At 42.6% G+C, this 19,269-nt stretch carries 25 protein-coding genes; 6 read left to right on the plus strand and 19 right to left on the minus strand.

Translation table 11 applies throughout. The features are described 5' to 3' along the window. Positions 1–142: 142 nt before the first annotated feature. The 17 genes from VXK47_RS19435 to VXK47_RS19515 form a co-directional block, all read right to left on the minus strand. Positions 143–955, minus strand: a complete 813-nt coding sequence (locus VXK47_RS19435) for a TonB family protein (RefSeq protein ID WP_435550448.1) — start codon at positions 953–955, stop codon at positions 143–145. After that, positions 952–1,332, minus strand: a complete 381-nt coding sequence (locus VXK47_RS19440) for an ExbD/TolR family protein (RefSeq protein WP_435550449.1) — start codon at positions 1,330–1,332, stop codon at positions 952–954. The genes VXK47_RS19435 and VXK47_RS19440 overlap by 4 nt, the downstream gene beginning before the upstream one ends. Next, positions 1,313–1,747 (minus strand): TonB-system energizer ExbB, encoded by a 435-nt coding sequence (gene exbB, locus VXK47_RS19445; protein ID WP_435550450.1) that lies wholly within the window; start codon positions 1,745–1,747, stop codon positions 1,313–1,315. Before exbB ends, VXK47_RS19440 begins: the two co-directional genes overlap by 20 nt. A 12-nt stretch (positions 1,748–1,759) precedes the next feature. Then, a complete protein-coding gene (locus tag VXK47_RS19450) occupies positions 1,760–2,542 on the minus strand; it encodes a DUF4198 domain-containing protein (protein WP_435550451.1) in 783 nt (260 codons plus the stop codon). Between the two features lie 36 nt (positions 2,543–2,578). After that, a complete protein-coding gene (locus VXK47_RS19455; protein ID WP_435550452.1) occupies positions 2,579–3,061 on the minus strand; it encodes a hypothetical protein in 483 nt (160 codons plus the stop codon). 533 nt (positions 3,062–3,594) lie between these two features. Continuing rightward, positions 3,595–3,741, minus strand: coding sequence for a CooT family nickel-binding protein (locus VXK47_RS19460; protein WP_435550453.1), 147 nt, complete (start codon positions 3,739–3,741; stop codon positions 3,595–3,597). A 26-nt stretch (positions 3,742–3,767) separates the two neighbouring features. Continuing rightward, positions 3,768–3,965, minus strand: coding sequence for a hypothetical protein (locus tag VXK47_RS19465; RefSeq protein ID WP_435550454.1), 198 nt, complete (start codon positions 3,963–3,965; stop codon positions 3,768–3,770). Positions 3,966–3,989: 24 nt separating this feature from the next. Then, on the minus strand, positions 3,990–5,078 hold the full coding sequence (locus tag VXK47_RS19470; protein ID WP_435550455.1) for an iron ABC transporter substrate-binding protein: 1,089 nt from the start codon (positions 5,076–5,078) through the stop codon (positions 3,990–3,992). A 6-nt stretch (positions 5,079–5,084) separates the two neighbouring features. Continuing rightward, a complete protein-coding gene (locus VXK47_RS19475; RefSeq protein WP_435550456.1) occupies positions 5,085–5,846 on the minus strand; it encodes an ABC transporter ATP-binding protein in 762 nt (253 codons plus the stop codon). Continuing rightward, positions 5,843–6,880, minus strand: coding sequence for a FecCD family ABC transporter permease (locus tag VXK47_RS19480; RefSeq protein ID WP_435550457.1), 1,038 nt, complete (start codon positions 6,878–6,880; stop codon positions 5,843–5,845). The genes VXK47_RS19475 and VXK47_RS19480 overlap by 4 nt, the downstream gene beginning before the upstream one ends. Before the next feature lie 68 nt (positions 6,881–6,948). Beyond that, positions 6,949–7,560 (minus strand): class I SAM-dependent methyltransferase, encoded by a 612-nt coding sequence (locus VXK47_RS19485; protein ID WP_435550458.1) that lies wholly within the window; start codon positions 7,558–7,560, stop codon positions 6,949–6,951. Then, complete coding sequence (gene tsaA / locus VXK47_RS19490; RefSeq protein ID WP_435550459.1) at positions 7,557–8,084, minus strand: SAM-dependent methyltransferase; 528 nt, start codon at positions 8,082–8,084, stop codon at positions 7,557–7,559. The genes VXK47_RS19485 and tsaA overlap by 4 nt, the downstream gene beginning before the upstream one ends. A 13-nt stretch (positions 8,085–8,097) precedes the next feature. Further along, positions 8,098–10,197 (minus strand): TonB-dependent receptor, encoded by a 2,100-nt coding sequence (locus VXK47_RS19495; protein ID WP_435550460.1) that lies wholly within the window; start codon positions 10,195–10,197, stop codon positions 8,098–8,100. Positions 10,198–10,741: 544 nt separating this feature from the next. Then, positions 10,742–10,987 (minus strand): ABC transporter permease subunit, encoded by a 246-nt coding sequence (locus VXK47_RS19500; RefSeq protein ID WP_435550461.1) that lies wholly within the window; start codon positions 10,985–10,987, stop codon positions 10,742–10,744. Between the two features lie 413 nt (positions 10,988–11,400). Further along, complete coding sequence (locus tag VXK47_RS19505) at positions 11,401–11,661, minus strand: bacterial transcriptional activator domain-containing protein (protein WP_435550462.1); 261 nt, start codon at positions 11,659–11,661, stop codon at positions 11,401–11,403. Further along, positions 11,585–12,007 (minus strand): reverse transcriptase domain-containing protein, encoded by a 423-nt coding sequence (locus tag VXK47_RS19510; RefSeq protein WP_435550463.1) that lies wholly within the window; start codon positions 12,005–12,007, stop codon positions 11,585–11,587. Before VXK47_RS19510 ends, VXK47_RS19505 begins: the two co-directional genes overlap by 77 nt. 168 nt (positions 12,008–12,175) lie before the next feature. Continuing rightward, positions 12,176–12,718 carry a hypothetical protein gene (locus tag VXK47_RS19515; RefSeq protein WP_435550464.1) on the minus strand — a complete coding sequence of 181 codons (543 nt, stop codon included), beginning with the start codon at positions 12,716–12,718 and terminating at the stop codon, positions 12,176–12,178. 86 nt (positions 12,719–12,804) lie between these two features. Between VXK47_RS19515 and VXK47_RS19520 the strand changes: the two genes are divergently transcribed. Together VXK47_RS19520 and VXK47_RS19525 are read left to right on the plus strand one after the other, a co-directional pair. Continuing rightward, positions 12,805–13,332 (plus strand): type II toxin-antitoxin system VapC family toxin, encoded by a 528-nt coding sequence (locus tag VXK47_RS19520; protein ID WP_435550465.1) that lies wholly within the window; start codon positions 12,805–12,807, stop codon positions 13,330–13,332. A gap of 6 nt (positions 13,333–13,338) precedes the next feature. Continuing rightward, positions 13,339–13,578: a type II toxin-antitoxin system prevent-host-death family antitoxin gene (locus tag VXK47_RS19525; protein ID WP_435550466.1), complete on the plus strand. Its 240-nt coding sequence runs from the start codon at positions 13,339–13,341 to the stop codon at positions 13,576–13,578. A 432-nt stretch (positions 13,579–14,010) separates the two neighbouring features. Here the strand turns inward: VXK47_RS19525 and VXK47_RS19530 are convergent, their stop codons facing one another. Continuing rightward, the gene (locus tag VXK47_RS19530; protein WP_435550467.1) at positions 14,011–15,462 is read right to left on the minus strand and encodes a B12-binding domain-containing radical SAM protein; all 1,452 of its coding nucleotides are present in this window, start codon (positions 15,460–15,462) and stop codon (positions 14,011–14,013) included. Between the two features lie 33 nt (positions 15,463–15,495). Beyond that, positions 15,496–16,662, minus strand: coding sequence for a FlgO family outer membrane protein (locus VXK47_RS19535; RefSeq protein WP_435550468.1), 1,167 nt, complete (start codon positions 16,660–16,662; stop codon positions 15,496–15,498). A 335-nt stretch (positions 16,663–16,997) separates the two neighbouring features. Between VXK47_RS19535 and VXK47_RS19540 the strand changes: the two genes are divergently transcribed. The 4 genes from VXK47_RS19540 (at position 16,998) to VXK47_RS19555 (ending at position 19,167) form a co-directional block, all read left to right on the plus strand. After that, entirely contained in the window at positions 16,998–18,143 is a 1,146-nt protein-coding gene (locus VXK47_RS19540; protein ID WP_435550469.1) for a pyridoxal phosphate-dependent aminotransferase, read from the plus strand. Between the two features lie 70 nt (positions 18,144–18,213). After that, positions 18,214–18,525, plus strand: coding sequence for a 2-hydroxyacyl-CoA dehydratase family protein (locus VXK47_RS19545; RefSeq protein ID WP_435550470.1), 312 nt, complete (start codon positions 18,214–18,216; stop codon positions 18,523–18,525). Next, on the plus strand, positions 18,464–18,739 hold the full coding sequence (locus VXK47_RS19550) for a 2-hydroxyacyl-CoA dehydratase (protein WP_435550471.1): 276 nt from the start codon (positions 18,464–18,466) through the stop codon (positions 18,737–18,739). Before VXK47_RS19545 ends, VXK47_RS19550 begins: the two co-directional genes overlap by 62 nt. Positions 18,740–18,753: 14 nt before the next feature. Next, positions 18,754–19,167, plus strand: coding sequence for a hypothetical protein (locus VXK47_RS19555; RefSeq protein ID WP_435550472.1), 414 nt, complete (start codon positions 18,754–18,756; stop codon positions 19,165–19,167). Positions 19,168–19,269 lie beyond the last annotated feature (102 nt).

The following is a 19,269-nucleotide window of genomic DNA, read 5'->3' on the forward strand; positions in this document are numbered from 1 at the left end:
ATCCTTTTCTGTCTGCCCGGCTTTTTGTTCCGGCTCTCCTGCCAAAACCGGATAGTGACAAAAAAGGATTAATATTGCCGCAAAAACTAATTTCAAACGACTCATTTTCCATCCTCATTTTTTAGTTTTTATAGGTTAATCTTTACCTGAGCACAAATTTTACAGGCAGCATCGCCCTTGCACGTATGGGCTTGCCGTTTATAGCAGGCGGAATAAATGTTGATTTTTTTACAGCGGCAATCGCAGCTTCTGCAAAACCGTATCCCGGATTCTCAAGCACCTCGATATTTACAAGATTTCCGTTTTCATCAATAGTCAGTCTTAGAACAATCTTTCCCTCTTTTCCCAATCTTCTTGCCATAGCCGGATAAACAGGCATTTCTTTATGACGATATTTGGGACCGGCAGCGCTTCCGAATATCAGACTACCCGAACTCCCTTCGCCGGAACCGCCTGATCCTGATCCGGATTTCGAGCTTCCGGCAGCGCCTTTGCCGCCCTCCGAATCCGAAGACCTTCCCGAACCTCCGGGCGCAGAAGCGGCGACTGCAGAATTTTCCGAAAAAGATGACCCGATCACCTTATTGTCTGCGTCCGAAGGCAACAACGGGTCAGTGCCCGATATCGAAGAAGCGGTCCGTTCATTAATCTCTTTTTGCTTCACAGGGGGTGCTTCTTTTTTTCCCGCATCCGCAATTATCTTCGATTTTTCTTTGTATTTTTTTGCCAGACCGGGCAATTCTTTCTTTTGCATATTTCCCCCCTTTGCCTGAGGCTGCGCCACAATCTTTTCAGGCGGCGGCACAGCCTCTTGCGCGATTTCCTCGATAACAGCAAAATCAATGACAACCGGCTGGCTTAATCGTGATTCGGGAATACTAGTATTGGTAATCAGCGCAAATATCACCGCATGAATCAGCAATGAAAACTGCAATGCTTTGGCTTGATAGCTCATTTTCTCTCCTGAGTCTGCAAACTTACTTTCCTGAAACCAAGATTTTTGACAATATCAAGCACATCCACAAATGCCTGAACGCGGATGTCTTTGTCTGCTCTGATCAATATCGGCGTATCCCTGCTGATTGCCTTAATAGCTTCTTTCAGTTTATCAAGGGACACAGGCGTTGCGTTCAGATAAATACTGCCGTTTTTTTCTATCCCGATGGTCTGAGCCTTTGATATTTCCTCAATGTTTTTCGACGCCTTCGGAAGCTCGATAGGAATTCCTCCCGAAGCTATGAAGGTTGATGTGGTGAGGACGATTGTGAGCAGCACCAGCATTACATCAACCAGGGGAATAACATTCATGTAATCAAATTCTTTCTCGTCCATTCCGAATCTCCCATTGCATCATAAGAACCTTTGCCTTTCTTAGAAGAAAGTTGTACAGAACAATAGACGGGATGGCTACAAGGAGCCCGACTGCGGTTGCTTTCAGGGCGAGGCTGAGTCCCACCATGATTTTGCCCGTATCCATAAAACCCTCTTTCCCCATCGTGTAAAAAGTGAGCATCACTCCAAGAACCGTTCCCAGCAATCCGATATACGGCGCATTGCTTCCAATGGTTGCGATGAGATGAATTTTCTTTGTAATTTCAAGTTCCAAAGTTTTTTTATCGGGAAAGTCCTCTATCCGTATATGTTTATAAACAAGATGCCTTTCAATGGCTACGGCCACAGCCGCAACGCTCATAAGACCCAGAAAGCCAATAATTCCGTAATCAACCGCATTTTTAAGCCATTCCATTATTTTTTGCCCTTATCTTATTCCGAAGGTTACGGTGCTGGTAAACGAATACTCGTCTGCCTCTTCAGGATTAGAGTATGGCATGCTGTGATTTGCCTTTATCAGCCATGCGCCTGACGTTGACAGTTCGATCTTTGCGCTGCCTTTATCGGTTTTGACTTTTTGAGCAAATGCATTTTTTTCGGCTGAAAATCCTGCAAATGTTGCCTGAACTTCCGTATCAAGCGGTTTGCCATCCAGTGTTACCGATACATTCAGAAAATCACCTTTTTTCAATTTTCCCGGATCAGCCGAAGGAATCACCTGAAACCGCCAACCGATTGACTTCTGAAAAGCATCGCCTGATGACTTGCCGACAATAATGATGGCTTTGGCATGTCCTTCCGACCAGTATGATTTGATAACATTCTGAAGTTCTTTTTTGGATTTTTGCTTATAGCCGTCAGTAGTTTTGCTGACAAATCCTTTCTTTTTTTCCGCAACCACAAGATAGGCTCCGGGCTTGTCAAACTTAATTCTGACAGGCGCCACAAGTTTTTTTTCGCCTTCAGGCTGCATTGGCAGGTCAATCTGCTTTCCGTCTGGTCCGATAACATACATCTTATCCATTTTTTCAACCTCACAAGACTCTTTTTCTGGGAACTGATGCCCCATGCCGATAGAAATAGTAACTTCTTCTCCGACTTTGGGATAATACTTATCCGCATTTACGGTCAGAAAATGTGCGGACGCATTGGAAAAAAACAAACACCCCGACGATAAAACGATTGAAACAATAATCAAAAACCTTTTCATAAAAAATTCTCCTTTTTGAAATATAGTTATCTACTGTTATTTTCCTGCTGTTTGGCGTAAGATCTTTTTGGCATTCAGCCAAATAAGCAGACTAGCCATAAAGAAAATGAGTGATATGCCGAAAAGCACTTTGCCCATTTTATTCAAACCTGAGGATTCAGGCTGTTTTATGTGTGCTTTCTGTGCCTGATCCGCATTAACTGCCATCTCTAACCGATGACCAATTCCGTCTTCCATTACGACTTTCCATATTCCGGAAACATCCGGGAAAAAACAGAAACGACCGTTTCTGTCGCTTCTGCCGGTTTGAAATACTGTTTTCGAATCTGGCGCAGATATGGTAACTTTTGCATAACTCATTGCTTCTCCGCCGTCATACACCGCCCGTATTGCCGTTCCTCCGGCTCCTTCCGAAATTGCTTCTACCCCATGAGCAAAGCTGTAAGGAATGCTGTAAGGGATATTGATAAGAGCAATAGAAAGCACGATACATGTTATCCGTCTTTTGCTTTTTTTCATTCATCTCCTCAAACAACTTCTTGAAATAAAAATATATTATTGACAGATTGCCATTTGCCGGTTAAAGAAAAAAAAGAACCCGTCAGCAGTTTCACGCTGCCGTGTTCAGGGAAAGCAGCCCACACCATTGGCCGTGGACAGGCTGCTTTCCAACCCTTATTCAACTGGTATTTAAATAAAGAAAACTACTTCTAAAACTTCGCTATGCCCTCCTTTCCTGGTTTCTTTGCGGTTTATAAAAATAAAAAACGCCATGAAGATGGCTGGTTTCCAGCCTTTACACCTTCATGGCGTTGTAAGTTTTTTCTAAATAATTTTTTTATTAAACTTGAAACTTTTACTTTAAGGGATTCTTCCCTTGAACTTTAAAACCTTCTTTCAAGTTTTTCTGCGGATGTCAAGAAAATTTTTCACAGGATGAATATATTTCGCCTACCATGCCCATCCGGCAATTATCAGGCCGAACAGAACCATCCGGTTTGTTTTTTTATTTCCTGAAAGCTGTGACTTGCCTGAACAGGATTCATGGAATATCACTCGTGTTTTTCAAAAAGTATTTTGTGATCAACCAGATTCATCAACCGGATTCTGCCTCTTATGATTTTCTGATCCCCGAAAATGCTGACCAGTCTGTAAGATTTCTGATCTTCTTCCGGTTCTATGACATCAACGGACTCCATTACAAGTTCTTCCTGTCCGTCTTTCCCTATTGGTGCTTGTGAATATGAGGCTCTTTTTCATGTCCGGCATGGTCATGGTCGTGATCGCTGCTGTGATCGTGCGCATGATCATGCTCATGTTCATGTTTGTGTTCATGCTGGTGTTTTGCGCTGTCATGTTCATGCTCGTGCTCATGAATATGCTCGTGCGAATGTCCGTGTTCGTGCTCATGATTTTCTGCCATTGTTATTTCTCCTTTTTTTTACTGTTACCTTAACAATCCCGTGTCATACGCAGCTCCTATTTTTCCGTAATCTTTCTTCATGTCAGCGTACACCGGCTTTCCCACCATGAAAGTATAAATTGCATCCGCTTTTTTCTCCGGATCAATATCTGCAAAGGCTTTTGGATACAAAACTTTGGCAATAGCGTATGCGTCTGCCAGAGCAGTTTCAACATTGGTAGTATAGAAATTAAAAGGCAGAAGAGAATATACGCGTTTATTTTGAAAAGCCTTCAATGCTTTGTAATATACGGGTTTTTTAAGCATATCCTGTTCCACCAGTTTCAATCCCCCGCCATCAATAAAAATCACATCAGGGTTTATAGCCAAAAGCTTTTCTTTATCCATAAACACATGGCTGCCTTCCGAAGCCACAACCTTTTCCGCTACATTTTTTGCATTTGTCCATTTTAGCGGAATATAATTTTTCTCGGTGCTTTCAATGCCTAAAGCCCCTTTAAAGCCTATGCCGCCGACAAATACGCCGGGCTTTTCTCTTTCCTTAACTTCTTTTGATTTTTCCCACAGTTCTTTCCGGGCAGTTTCGATAAATCCGATTACAGCATCAGCCCGCTTCTCACGGTTTAATATTTTCCCGGCAAGCTTCAAGGAATCGTAAATCCTCTCGTCAAAGGTTGCAAACGCACCGTAACTTAATGCTACAACCGGAATACCCAATTGCTTCTGAGCTTCATTGACCGTCCTGGAATCTGCCTGTGTCATAAAAATCAGATCGGGATGAACACTCAGCACAGCTTCCAAATCCGGTTTTTTATTGATGCTGCCAGGCCCTCCAGGGCCGATGCGGGGAAGCCTGGCAAGATGCCTATTCGCTATCCAATAGGGTCTGCCGCCGGGATTGAGTTTTTCCATGTCTTCCACTCCGGCAAGCTTATCCTGAGAATTAAGATATACAATCAGCCGCAATGCGCCGGGTCCGATACAGATAATCTTTGCCGGATCAAACGGTACGGTAACGCTTCTGCCGGTCATATCCACAATATCAAGCGTTTTTGCAAATCCAATATTGGCAATGCCAATCAGGATCAGACAAATCACTACGATTTTTTTCATCTTTTTTCACTCCTTATACAAGGGAACAACCACCGTATTTCCTTCTATCTTGGTCAAAGATACCTCGATTCCGTAAACTTCGTGGATCATTTCAGGACTTACATCTTTTTTATGAATAAAACGGTATACCTGATGATGCTTCATCATAAGAATCATATCGGCAAAGCGAAGCGCCAGATTCAAATCATGGATGGAAACTACTGCGGAAAGTTCCCGTTCTTTTACAATCCGGCGGATCATTCCCATGACATCAAACTGATTTTTTACATCCAGATTACTGGTCGGCTCATCTAAGAGCAAAACTTTCGGCTCCTGCGCCAATGCCCGTGCAATCACCACTTTCTGCATTTCGCCGCCGCTTAAAGAATTGACCGGTCTTAATGCAAAAGATTCCAGATTCATGGAAGCCAGAATATTTTCTACAATCTGGAAATCATTATCGCTTGCCGCCCAGCGAATATGAGGCTTTCGTCCCAGCAGAACCGCATCAAACACAGTAAGCACATCTTCGGAATATTTCTGCGGCATGTATGCCATGCGTTTGGCAATCTCCGTGCCTTTCATGGCAAGAATTTCTTCTTGATTCAGAATTACCGAGCCTTTCCGGGGAGAAAGCACTTTGTTTAGACATTTCAAAAGAGTGGATTTTCCCGCGCCGTTTACGCCCAGAACACCCAGTATCATGCCGCTATCCAATTGAAAGCTGATGTCTTTTACTACCGGATGGCTGTTATATGAAAATTCGATATCTGCTACAGACAGCATCATTGCCTGACACCTCTCATCAGCAGATATAAAAACATCGGCGCGCCCATAAACGAGGTCAAAATTCCGACCGGCATACTACCTGAGCCGATAAGCACTCTTCCCATAGTATCTGCCAGCAGCAGCAATATCGCTCCGATAACACATGAAAACGGAATTAAAAGACGGTGATCCGCGCCGACAATGCGCTTTGCAATATGCGGAGCAAGCAGTCCAAGAAAAGCAATTACACCGTGAAATGCGGTGATAATGGCAGACACCAGTGCCGCAAATATCATGCCTTGCAGGCGAAGCGATTCTACAGACACGCCAAGTCCTTTGGCAGCTTCTTCACCGGATAGCATTGCATTGAGATTCCAGCGATGATACGTTACCCATATCGAAGCGATAAGAATTGCGGCAGTCATTATGCCGATTTCCTTCCAACCGGAACGCGCCACATCCCCGAATGTCCAGAACAGTGCCGAAGCTACCTGTGTTTCCGTGGCAAAATACTGAACCAGAAATGTGCCGGAAGTAAACAGAGAAGAAAGTGCCACGCCGGCAAGTATAATTGCTTCGGAAGACAATCTTTTTACTTTTGCCAGCAACAGAATCATACCGGTTGCCGCCATCGCACCGAAAAATGCGAACATCGTAACCGAATACAGGCTATACACGCTGCCCGAGTTGAATATAATAATGCCAACTGCAGCCCCAAAAGCCGCTCCCTGACTTATCCCAAGGGTGGAAGGCGATCCCAGAGGATTTTTGAGCAGTGTTTGAAGAATCAGACCTGAAAGCGCAAGCCCCCATCCTGCCACAATCGCCGCTACAATTCTGGGCATCCGGATATTCCAGACCACAAGATGAGAATTGCCTTTGGCATTGCCAATCAAGCCCTGAAAAACGTGATTTGGCGATAACTGATATGCTCCTTTGGAAACAGCATAAATGCCCAACAAAAGTGTTACGGCAATCAGAAAGACAAAAAGCATCCGTTTCCGTCTGACCTGTTGATGATATTTCGCTGTAGTGCTGCTGAGATAATAACTCATACTCAATATTTCCAATCAACAGAAAAAATAATAAAACATATCCAAATAAACTCTTTTCATTTATTCTCCTATTTTATAAAGCCTGCTTTTAAAAAATACCCCTGATTATCATCCCGTAATACGTCAATCTTCATGCCTGCCGCTTCAAATATGATTGTCATCTCTTCTTCGGAAGGAATTATATCTGCAATAACCGCAGGATGCGCTTTGCGGTGCAGGTCATTGATCCAAGCGGAATTTTTAAAATGAAACAGGATAAATTTCCCCTCCGGCTTTAAAGCATTTGCCAGAAGCCGGACTGCAAGCGGCTTATCGTCAAAATGCGGAAACACCTGATGGCACAAAACCAAATTAAATGCTTGTTTTTCAAACTTAAAATTTTCTATCGCGCCCAGATATATTTCAACATTGCCGATATGTTCCAACCGGCTGTGGCATTTTGCAATCATTTTTGGGCTGATATCAAAAGCGATTAACCGCCCTTTGTCTCCGACGGCATCCGACAATATCTTTGTCAGGCGCCCGGTTCCGCAGCCTGGTTCGATAATGCGGGTTCCTGATTTAATGCCGGTTTCCAAAATCAATCGCCTGATCTTAGCCGTTTCTTCCGGCGTGTAATCCGCATCAGCCCAGTCCTGATCCGCCTGCGTGTCGAAAAATGCCGATTTTTCCCAGTTCACTGCTTATCCTCAAACATGGCATGGATCTTTTCCATCCATTCCGGCGTGGTGGAATTTTGTACGCCGTGATAGCTTTGCACGTAGGGCTTGATATCAATCACCGGGCTTCCGTCAATGGCTTCGAGTCCCTGCACTTTAAGTACATTATCCTTACGTTCAAGCAATTTCACAGCAGTAACCAGGACAGGATTGGGCCTTGCGGGACTGCATGTTGCAAAAATGCCTTTTTTTGGTATTTCTTTCAATCCCATCGGATGAACTTTGGTCAATTTGCGGCTCTGTTCCGGCGTTTCATGCGCCCAAAACAGAATAAGAACATGAGAATACCCCTCAATGCCATCCAAAAGTTCCGCCGAAGCAGGATCAATCACTATTTCAGAAGTCATGGCTCTGATTTTATCCCGCTCTGCCACAACATTTTTAAGCTTTTCTTTAAGTGTGATGCCATCTTTGTCAGAGTGCAGGATCGGCTCTTTGATATCGCTTCGGATTACTCCTACGGGTTTTAAAATAATTTCTGTCATTATAATTTTCTCCTTAAAATTTGAAGCTCAGCGCCGCCCCGAATGTGCGATCCGTCATCAGATAGCCCCTGCTGTTGGAATATTCTTCATCCAGCACATTGTTGACATACAGCTTCAACGTTCCTTTTTTAAGTTTGTTCCAGTCAGTAAATAATACCTGCTCAACAGCAAAATCAAATACATGGAATTTGTCCATCGACACTTGTTTGATATACAGATCGCTGGGGTCGTCATTGACCATCTCTGTCAACTGCTGAGTCTGCTCCGACTGATATTTGTAATCCAGCAGCAGAAGCGTATTTTTTAATGCGCGATACCGAAGACCCGCATTCAGGCGGTGCTTGGCGCGGTCGCTCAAATCATCATCCGCCCACTCTTCAGGCCCCCCGTTGTGAGGACCTCTGTATTTCCATTCGTTAAAGGAATAGCTGACGTAAAATCCGAGATTTTTTATCAACTGCCCGTTGATTTCTATGTCTATGCCATCTTTTCTAACATCTTCCAGCGATATCATCCGCCGTCCCCATATGGATTTTTTAAAATAATCCGTAGCGGCATTAGCCCAGATAGGATAGTCGCAAAAGTCATAGCGGGAAAAATCTATGTTTAAAAAAATATCATTCCAAAGTCTTCGGGATAGAATAAGATCATACCCGATACCTTCTGCCGGTTCCATTTCAATGCCTGAGCCCCAACTGCAAACTTCACAATAACTTCTGGGCGTCCAGATTTTGCTGACTCCCAATGAGACAGACGTATCTCTTAACGCCTGAGCCAGATCATCCAACTGATAGGTCAGCAGCGACTTGGGAACCAACTGATTATAATTCCGTTTGATATTCTTTTCAGGATGGGTTGGGTCTTTGTATGCGCCGTTGGGGTATTTTGCGGACGGAGACGACCAGTTGCTCCACCATATTGCAATATCTTCATATCTGAGCCCGGCGGTCAGTGTGAGGCGGGGAATGATTTTCCACTGATCCTGAACAAATCCGGCATAAGTCTCCACGATTTGCTCTGTATATTTCGTATAGAGCTGTGCCGTATCAAAGCCTGTGGTAATGCGATGATTTTCAGACAATGTAATTTCATGTTTCAAAACCCCGCCGTAAGACACATAATTGGTATCATATCCGCTGTAATCAAAACCGTTCCGGTGATATTCCTGCTCTTCATCCGTATAATACGCTCCCACAGAGAATTTGCCGAAATCCGAAGGTTGCGCAAAATCGAAGCGCATGGTCTTTCCACCATAATCTCTGCGGCAGTGATCATTGGGATTCTGCCACCGGGCTTCAGCATCGGATGCTTTGACAACGGGATATTTTCTGTCATAGTCGCTTCGGGCAGGATCGTTGGCAGAAGGAATTTCACGTTCGATGTCATTGTAAGTTCCTGTCAGACGCATATAGCCGCCGGAAGGCAGTTTGTACGCCAGCCTGCCGACCAGCGTATCAATATCAGCCGCATTGTTTCTCAGATAGCCGTCGGTATGGTATCGTTCATAAGAAAATCCCATGCTGAGATTCTTTATGCCGCCTTCGCCCTGAACCATCTGATTATTGGTGTTATAAGTGCGATAGCTGCCTGATATTTCACCGTTGGCAGACGGCGTTTCATAATATTTGGGCGATTTGGTTTTGAAATTGATCACCCCGCCGATACTTTTCCCGTCATACAGAACAGAATGGGGGCCTGAAATAATCTCGATGCTTTCGACAATGGAATAAGGAATAACGCCGAAATCCACATTATGATCGCCCCAGAATCCGCCGGTTTTCTGAATTACCATGCCGTCCACCGCTGTCACAAACTGACGGGTATCAAATCCTCTCATCTGAATCACATCATCCTGCGGCACCAGATCGCTTTGTCCGCGAAAGTCAATGGCAGCGCGGTCTTTCAGAATATCCAACACATTGGTCGCTTGCCCCGCCATGTTGTACTCTTCCATGAATACTTCGGTTTTCAGAGGACTGAGTTCAATCCGCGTGCCTGAAACCTCTATTTCTTCCATAACAACAGGTTTGTCAGATTCGGTTTTTTCCTCAGATAGAGCTGTGTGAACCGTCAGCATCACCAAAAATATTGTCAAAACAGGTAGCTTTTTCAATTTGTGTTTTTCCTTCATACTCCACAGGGGCGCATCACAACGCGCATGAATTTCCTCGCCTTATTCTCAAACAACTTACTGAAATAAAAATATATTATTGACAGATTGCCATTTGCCGGTTAAAGAAAACAAAGAACCCGTCAGCAGTTTTATGCTGCCGTGTTTCGGGAAAGCAGCCCACACCATTGGCCGTGGACAGGCTGCTTTCCAACCCTCTTTCAACTGATATTTAAATAAAGAAAACTACTTCTAAAACTTCGCTATGCCCTCCTTTCCTGGTTTCTTTGCGGTTTATAAAAATAAAAAACGCCATGAAGAAGACTGGTTTCCAGCCTTTACACCTTCATGGCGTTATATGTTTTCCGGTTTTTGATGAAACTTTTAAAGCTAAGAGATTCTTCCCCTAAGTTTTGGAAATAACTTTCACACTTTCCTGTAGATGTCAAGGATAAATTTTAACAGTAAAATTTTAAATCATCCTACGAACACAAAGAATACTGCCTGTTGTAACAACAACGACTATACCACTTCAACTATCCGTGGATCAAATGTGATACATCACTTCTACTGCCTGGCTTGAGATAACAAACATCAGTGTCATTATAAGAACCGTTCCCTGAATCACCGGAATATCCCGGTTCAGCACAGCATCCGCCGCAAGTTTTCCCAATCCGGGCAATGAAAATACTGACTCCACAATAACAGCCCCGCCCAGAAGATGTCCCAGCAAAACGCCCCATAAAGTAACCATCGGAAGTAATGCGGCTTTCAGCACTCGGAGAAATGCCAATGCCTGTGATCAAATCCTCAATGATAGGAGTATCAGTATCCACATTTATTTTGATCACTTTTTGGCCGAAGATAGGTCCATACAGGCAGCCATCAGGTCCGAAATAGAGACCATTGGAACCACGGATTGGCGATCCATCGACCAGGACCCGCACCGTTACACCGTGGTATTTCGGGATTTGTAAATATACGGAAAGTAGTCTTTTCCGAATTTTTATGTATGTATCATATTTTTTCCCCATGGCATTAAACAGCCCTTTTGAAGATCGCATCCTTAAAAACCCTGTCAGGCAAGACATGAAACGAAAACCAAAGGAGCTGTTTAATGCCGGAGAAAACTTATAGCTATATTTAACACAGGACAGGGTACAGATAGGATACAGATTGAATAAAAAAATGGACTTTTTTTGGCTATTATTTAGCTTTGGAATAAAGAGAGGCTAAGACCGCCTTGGTTTCGAGGGAGGGGGCGATACCAAGACCGAAGGAGAGTCTTTTTTTGCATCTTTGATAGACAGACAGGGCGCTGCCTTTTTTCCCAAGATTTTTGTAACAGATCATTAGTTGCCGGTAAATACCTTCAAATAACTCGTCAACCTCAAGGCATCGCTCGTAGCAGGCTGCGGCTATGGGTAAATCCAAGAAAGTCAAACGTCTCTGGTTTACCTTCACCACTAATAACCCTGTTTTGGATTGCAAAACGCCCAAACTCAATCAGGCGCGTTTTCTCCTTGTGTAAGGTTAAGGAAAATTGGGCGAAACGCTCTCTCATCTGTGCCAGAAAACTTTCGGCATCATGACGATATTGAAACCCCACAACAAAGTCATCTGCGAAACGAACGATTATTACATCGCCCTTATCGTTTTGTTTCCTCCATTGCTGTGCCCACAAATCCAATACATAATGCAGGTAGATATTTGCCAACAAAGGACTGATACTACCTCCTTGTACCGTGCCAACTTCGACCTGCTTTCGCATTCCTTCTTCAAGAACACCGGCTTTTAGCCATTTTTGGATCAATCGCAACATCCGTTTGTCAGCTATACGGTGCCGAATGAATCATTCCAGCCATTCGTGCGAGAGAGTATCGAAAAACGCACGAATGTCGGCATCCAGCACCCAGTTTACTTTGCGCTTGGTTATGCCCATGCACAACGCATCCAATGCCTTATGCGGGCTGCGTTCCGGTCAAAAACCATACGAGAACCCCGTAAAGTCAAGTTCATAGATCTGGTTCAGTACCAATACACTTGCTCTTTGGACAATTTTATCCTCAATAACCGATACTCCAATAGGTCGTTTGCCACCATCAGCCTTGGGCACATATGACCTTTTGGTCGGCTGAGCACGGTATGCACATCGCTTGAGCCGATTAGAAAGACCTCTTAGATTTTGTTCCAGATTTTCCCCGTAATAACTCCATGTCACATTGTCCACTCCCGGCGCTGCCTTGCGTTTAATCGCATAATAGCTTTCCCGGAGCATATCTACGTTGTAAACATGATGATACAGCGCTGTTAACTTTTGTTTTCTATCCTTTTCCACCGCCTTTCGTATCCGTCCAAGCGCAGTTTGCACGCCAACCCGGCCCTGTGTCCGGAGCATGTTTTGCTCTGACGAATTCCCCTTGGTCAACCCCCTTTCCTCCATTGCCTCCGCAGACATATTACCTTTGTTCGGCAACTTCCTCGGTACTATGGGGTTGTCCGACTTCCCATGCTCGTTCATCATTGGATCACATCCTTAGATTTCCCAATGCGGCCTTTATTTCTCTCTGCAACAAAGGCGACTACGGGACCTCCCGGTTCCCGCGCAAGATGCGTGTTGCGCATGCACAACCACCTGTCAACGCTTCAGAGATGGCATTGCTGCCACCGCCGCATGACTCGGCGCCGATTCGGCTCCTGACAAATATAGGCTTGACAAATCAAAACACAATACGTACAATTGTACCCATGAAAATAATCGCTGACACAAATACATTTATAGCTGTTGCCTTAAATGAGCCAGAAAAGGATAAAATCATACGGCTTACTGAAGGCCATGATTTAATTGCTCCTGATGTTTTGCCGTTTGAAATTGGGAACGCATTAACAGCGATGATGAAAAAAAACGCCTTGAAAAAGGATGAGGTCAAATCAGCGTGGGAGATTGTTCAACATATATTGGTTGATCTGAGGCATACCAACATCAAATCGGCATTAGGCATCGCGATTAAATATAACCTGTATGCATACGATGCTTATTTTTTAGAATGCGCTGAAAATCTCCGAAGCCCTCTGCTTACGCTTGACCTTGGAATGCAAAAGGTGGCGCGGGAGATGGGAATTACAATTTTGGAGTAAGATATTATGAAAGTGTATACATATTCTGAAGCGAGACAACGTCTTGCCGATGTGCTCAATATCGCAAGAAGTGAAGAGGTTGTCATCAAAAGGAGAGGAGGCGAAACCTTCTCAATAATTTTTAAGAAAAGTAAAAAATCACCATTTGACGTACCAGGAATCCAAACCAAAGCAACTACAAAAGACATTCTTGCGGCGGTTAGAGAGTCCAGGGAACGATTTCCCGAACAAAACGTTGAAGATTGACGGGCAGGGACAGTGTAGAATAAGGGACATTCTATATTCCTTATGTCAAGCAAAAATATTAAAGAATTAAATACAATATAATCAGCTAATTGCTATTATTGACAAATTGAGACCGCACCTCAGGTACTGCACTTGTAGTAATGCGCCTTCTGATGATTTCGGCGGTTCTCTCATGCGGCGAATTCTTTATCTGATCGTTACGTTTATCCGGCATCCCAGCTATTAGCTGACCGCCACATCATTCCTTATCCAGATTAAAGAATTCAGAGAGAAGCCCTTAAATTGTCCCTCCCGGAGTTGTTTCGCTCCAACGTAGTCAAACAGGCTTTCTCGCCGAAAATGTTCAAAGCAGTATTTGCGAGGCTCGGACAATTGGTTAAAACATAAATATCGTTGTAGGGATAACAGTTAAATCAATTACCAGCGGGGCATTTATGAATTACCCAATCTTTTATTGCTTATAACAAACTTGATAACATTAGGCAGATTATGCATAAACCTTACCCAGCTGTCCGGTGAACGCCACAGCATGCTTGTATATTCAAGTAGTACTTTGGGGCGCATAAAGTGCTTTCTGTAAAATTTATTAAAAAGCTCTTCAAGCCGATCTTTTGTCATACCCTTTGGTATAAACAAGAAATTCATGCAATCCATCAGTTCCCAGTCTTCATTAAATTCGCCCATTTCATGTATATTTTCATAAATCGGCGACCCCGGAAAGGGAGTAAACTTTGCAACATTTAACTCATCTATAGGGTTTGAAAATACATATTCCATGCTTTTATTTATAGCAGCTTCCGTTTCTCCGGGAAGACCTATCATAAAAAGTCCTTTTGTACGAATTCCGGCTTTTTTTATCAGTTTTATCTTTTCCGACAAAAAAGCTAAGTCAGCATTTTGCCTGTGACGGGATAGAAGATTTTCATCACCTGTTTCTATTCCTATGCTTATCATCCAGCACCCGGCTTCTTTCAGCATTAGGAGAAGATCATAATCTATATGTTCAGCTCTGACAACGCAATTAAAGGATACCCCAAGCGGCCGGTTAATCATCATTTTTGCAAAATCGACAACCCTTTCCCTTTTGAATGTGAACTGATCATCATAGAAAATTATATGCCTGACACCGAATCTTTCATTAAGATAACGCACATGTTCATACATATACTCAGCAGAATTAAAACGGAAAGAACGCCCGAAAACCGATCGGTCACAATAGCTGCACGCATAGGGACAGCCACGGCTTGTTATGCAACTTGAACTTGGAGCTTTAGGGTAGTTAAATAAAGGAGCCCTGTATGCCAGAGGAAAGCCTTCAAGCTTTTCATATGCAGGGAAAGGCAGTAAATCAAGCTCCAGACTGTTTGGCCTTTTGCCTGTATAGCAAATTTCACCCGTTTTTTCTCGGTATATAAGGCCCATAACGGAAGATATGTTATTCCTGCCGTTTTCTAAAAGTTCTGCAAGTGTTTCTTCTCCTTCACCTACAACAGTATAATCTATAACAGGATAATCTTTCAGCACCCTTTCTTTAAGGGCTGAAACATGGGCTCCACCAAAAACAACCTGTATTTGAGGAAGAATGCTTTTTGCCATTTCAGCTATCCTTACACCATCAAGAAAAGTTGAAGTGGTACAGCTTAGACCTATAAAAGCAGGTCTTTCTCTGCTTATATAATCGCAAATCAGGCGGTCGGAATCGGGCCTGGCATAGCAGTCAATAACAGATGTTTGTATTTTACGTTTTTCAAGGTAGGCGGCTATTCCGGTAAGACCAATAGGCGGGATGATATTAGCTATTCTTGAGATATCGTTACGTGCTGACTCTTTTTTGTATCCTAAAGGATGAACAAGAAGAATTTTATTTGAATTTAGAGATATCAATATATATATGCTCTTATATCAATATGTAAAACCCTATCTGAGACGTCTCTGGTTTTTAAGCGCATATTTTTTCAGTTTCCTGTTAAGCGCATTATTTGAAACAGTTTCAAGAGTTGATATATATTTAGACTGTCCTGATGCTCCAAGCGCATTGCAAAGCCAGGCCATTGCATCAACAAAATCCCTGTCATCGGCAGAGCTGTTATAACTTTTGAGCAGCTCCTCATTGACCACGTCAAGAATTCTCGTATCATTTCTATATTGTTTTGCTGCTATCTTGGCACCTTTTTCTTTATCGCTCATGCTGGAAGATTTAAGCATACTGATCACATCATTTGGACTGTCACCTCTGTTTGAAGATCTTCCTGATGAGAGGGCTCTTTGCAAATCCCTATCCGTAGACGGCGCTGATTGCAGTACCGGTTGGAGATTTCCCAATATGCTGCTTACAAGCTGCCCGTATGAAATAGAACCCGGAGATTCTTCCTTCAGTATTTCAGCTTCTGCAACCTTATCCCTTATAGATATAATTTTTATTTTTCCTGTTTCTATTCTCTGGACATCAATTACTGCACCGGTTTTGGGATGCTTGATTACTTTACCTTCTTTATAAACGGAAAACTCCATATCATCTTTAACACCTGCCATCCGGCCAAGGTCTATTGTGACTCTGGAACCGGTTCTGTTTACAATATAGCCCTCCAAGGGGAAGTTTTTTATTATTTTTTCGGACATCTGAACAACCAGATCCTGAAGCCTTACAGCTGTTGAACTTTTGACATTTTCGGCAGCTATAATGGAAGCGGTTTCCACATCGATTATTCTTGCATTAATTTCAATTACGTTTTGCAGTTTCATAACCGAACCGCTTATTATGGTTTTAACCCCAAGAAATTTTCCTATCTGCGTTGCAGTGCTTGCATCAACAATACCGGACATGGAAAGCTTTTGTTCATCCAGTAGTTTTTTTAATAATCCTCTTTCGATGACTTCAAAACGTCCGGCCTTGACAAGTGCTGTAATAAACCATTCAGCTACAATAACGCCCATATCTTTAGTTTCAAAACCTTCACCCTGAAGCTGAAAATCAAGAACGGCAATTTTAGTTTTTCTGAAATCAGCCGATTCTGCTGTAATCGGAGATTGAAACAAAAACAAAAAAATAGATACAATCAATAATAACGAGATGCTTCTTTTCATTGGAATAATCCGTATATAATACTGATTTTCATATAATACATATTAGACACCAGTTATAAAATTCCGATATGCTATAAATATAAAGCGATGCATAATTTGGCGCAGTATATAAAAAAACTTTGTTCAGTGTCAAGGAAGTTAAAAACACCTTGCGAAATAATATATAATTTGCCAGAATTAATATCGGCAACTCTCATATAAAAGATAACACAAAAAGCAAGATTACAGCATTTGGCCGGATTTTATGGCTTTTCTTAGAAATAAAGTTACAATCTCAATTTATTCGAACCGTATGAGCAGGGAGTATATCAAGTTTTAGAGTATGAAGGATTGAAATGCCAGGATATTTTTCCGATAATGAATTTGCTGTAAACGCTATTGAACTGGAGTACAGGAAAGCTGAAAAGTATATAGATTTTATAAATCTTACAGGAAGCAATCCAACTCATGAAGGTCTGATCTTTCCTTCAGATATTTTAAAAAAGACTGCTATATCATATTTAGCAAAACGCAGATATGACCCTGATCCGAAAGGGCTTTATTCCGCACGCCTGGCCGTATCCGATTATTATAAAAACCGCACACCTTCTGTTGAGATTTCAACTGATAATATCACTATCACAGCAAGCACAAGTGAATCTTACGGCCTTTTGTTTGCCCTTCTTGCGGACCCTGGGGATAATATACTGGCTCCAAAATTAAGCTACCCCCTTTTTGAGCATCTTGCAGCTATCTATCGTATAGAATTACGCCCTTATGAGATGGATGAAAATAACGGATGGCTGATTAAAGAAAACAGCATACTTTCCGAATATGACGCACGAACACGGGCAATCATAATTGTATCTCCTCATAACCCCACAGGAATGGTTGTAAAAAACCCTATATCAGTGCTTAACAGGCTCGGCCTTCCGGTAATATGTGACGAGGTGTTTTCAGAATTTTCCTGCGCAGCAGAATATGTTGCTCCATTTGGAACGCTGCACCCCGAACTCACAGTTTTTCATCTTAACGGAATATCCAAGATGTTCGGACTTCCCGATTTAAAACTTGGATGGATTGCAACAAGTGGCGCAGGTTCAAAAGATTTTGAGAAAAGGCTCGATCTGTTAAACGACACTTATCTGGGAGCAAATTATATGACTCAGTCCATGCTTTCTTCCATTTTTTCAGAAGGTACGGATTTTGTGAGACAAATGCGGGAAAGGATTTGCACAAACATAGATCTTGCAGTTCAATTGCTTTTGCAGCATCCTGATATAACAGTAACCCGGCCTGAAGGAGGATATTATCTGTTTCCCAAAATAAAAAACCGGGAAGATGAAGAAAAGCTTGTATTGCACCTTTTAAGTAGTAAAAGAGTTCTTGTGCACCCCGGTTATTTTTATGACTGTGAAGATAATGTGCATATCATGATTTCCTGCTTAACAGAAACGAAAAAATTGGCTGAAGGAGTTAAGCGTATTGTTGCCGCAATTTGATTTCAGAGGTAAAAAAAATGATAGATGACTTTAAAAGAATTTATGACAATCGACATGAATATATCGGCAAATGGAAGAATTTAACAAAATACTGGAAGATACCATAAAGAATGAACTTCCCGGCCGTATAGCAAAAACAACACCGGGAAGCAGGCTGATGCTGATAGGCAGTGAACATGATGATGTAAAATTTATTGAAATGGTGGAAAAACTTGACGCAATCGTTGTGATTGATGACCACTGCACCGGCAGCCGTTATTTCTGGAATACTACCGAACAAAGCGAAGATGCGCTTACCGATATTGCAAATAGATATATTAATGAGCCCGCCCTGCCCTATCAAAGATTTTCCTGTACGCAAAAGAACGGCTCATATTGTTAATTTGGCGAAAGAATGGAATGTAGCCGGAGTTATAGAGATTCAGCAAAAATTCTGCGATCCTCACGAGCTTGACAAAGTTGCCGTTTCCAAGGCTCTGGAAGAAGCCGGATTTCCCATATTGAACCTGGAAGCTGATGTCATAATGCCGGTAGGGCCTTTTAGAATAAGAGTTGAGGCTTTTCTTGAGATACTTAGTTCGGATGATTTTTTTTAAAAAGCATGGAGCGTATGATGACAAAATATAAGACAGAACCTCTAAAGTGCTGGAACAAAGCTAAAGAGCTTCGAAATAAGATATATGACAGGATAGGAAAAGCGAGAGATGAAGGAAGAAAGATGATAGTTTCCGGAGGCACTGAAAGCGCTATTTCGCTGCCTGCCGGTTTTGATATGGAGTTTTTCGGGGGAGAACCATATGTTGCCGGTTGCGCTTTCATGGGCAAAAATGATTCAAGCAAATATATGAAATACTTTGAAACAGCAGAAGCTGCAAAATACCCCAGAGATCTGTGCTCCTATATGCGCCTTAGCGTCGGCTCTTTACTTTGCAACAGTTATGCATTCGGAGGAGCATATCCAAAACCTGAATTTAATCTTCAGACACATGAGCTAATTTCAAAACGATTAAAGGCGGCTTGTTAAACAGGTCAACAGTTGAAATCCCGGCAATAGAGCGGACTTAAGGGCTCCGATTTTCATTGGAGAACCACAAAAGGCAATAAATGCCGAGTTTTTGACAATACC

Origin of the sequence: Desulfobacterium sp. N47 (assembly GCF_051233685.1) — a bacterium.
GTDB lineage: Bacteria > Desulfobacterota > Desulfobacteria > Desulfobacterales > RPRI01 > RPRI01.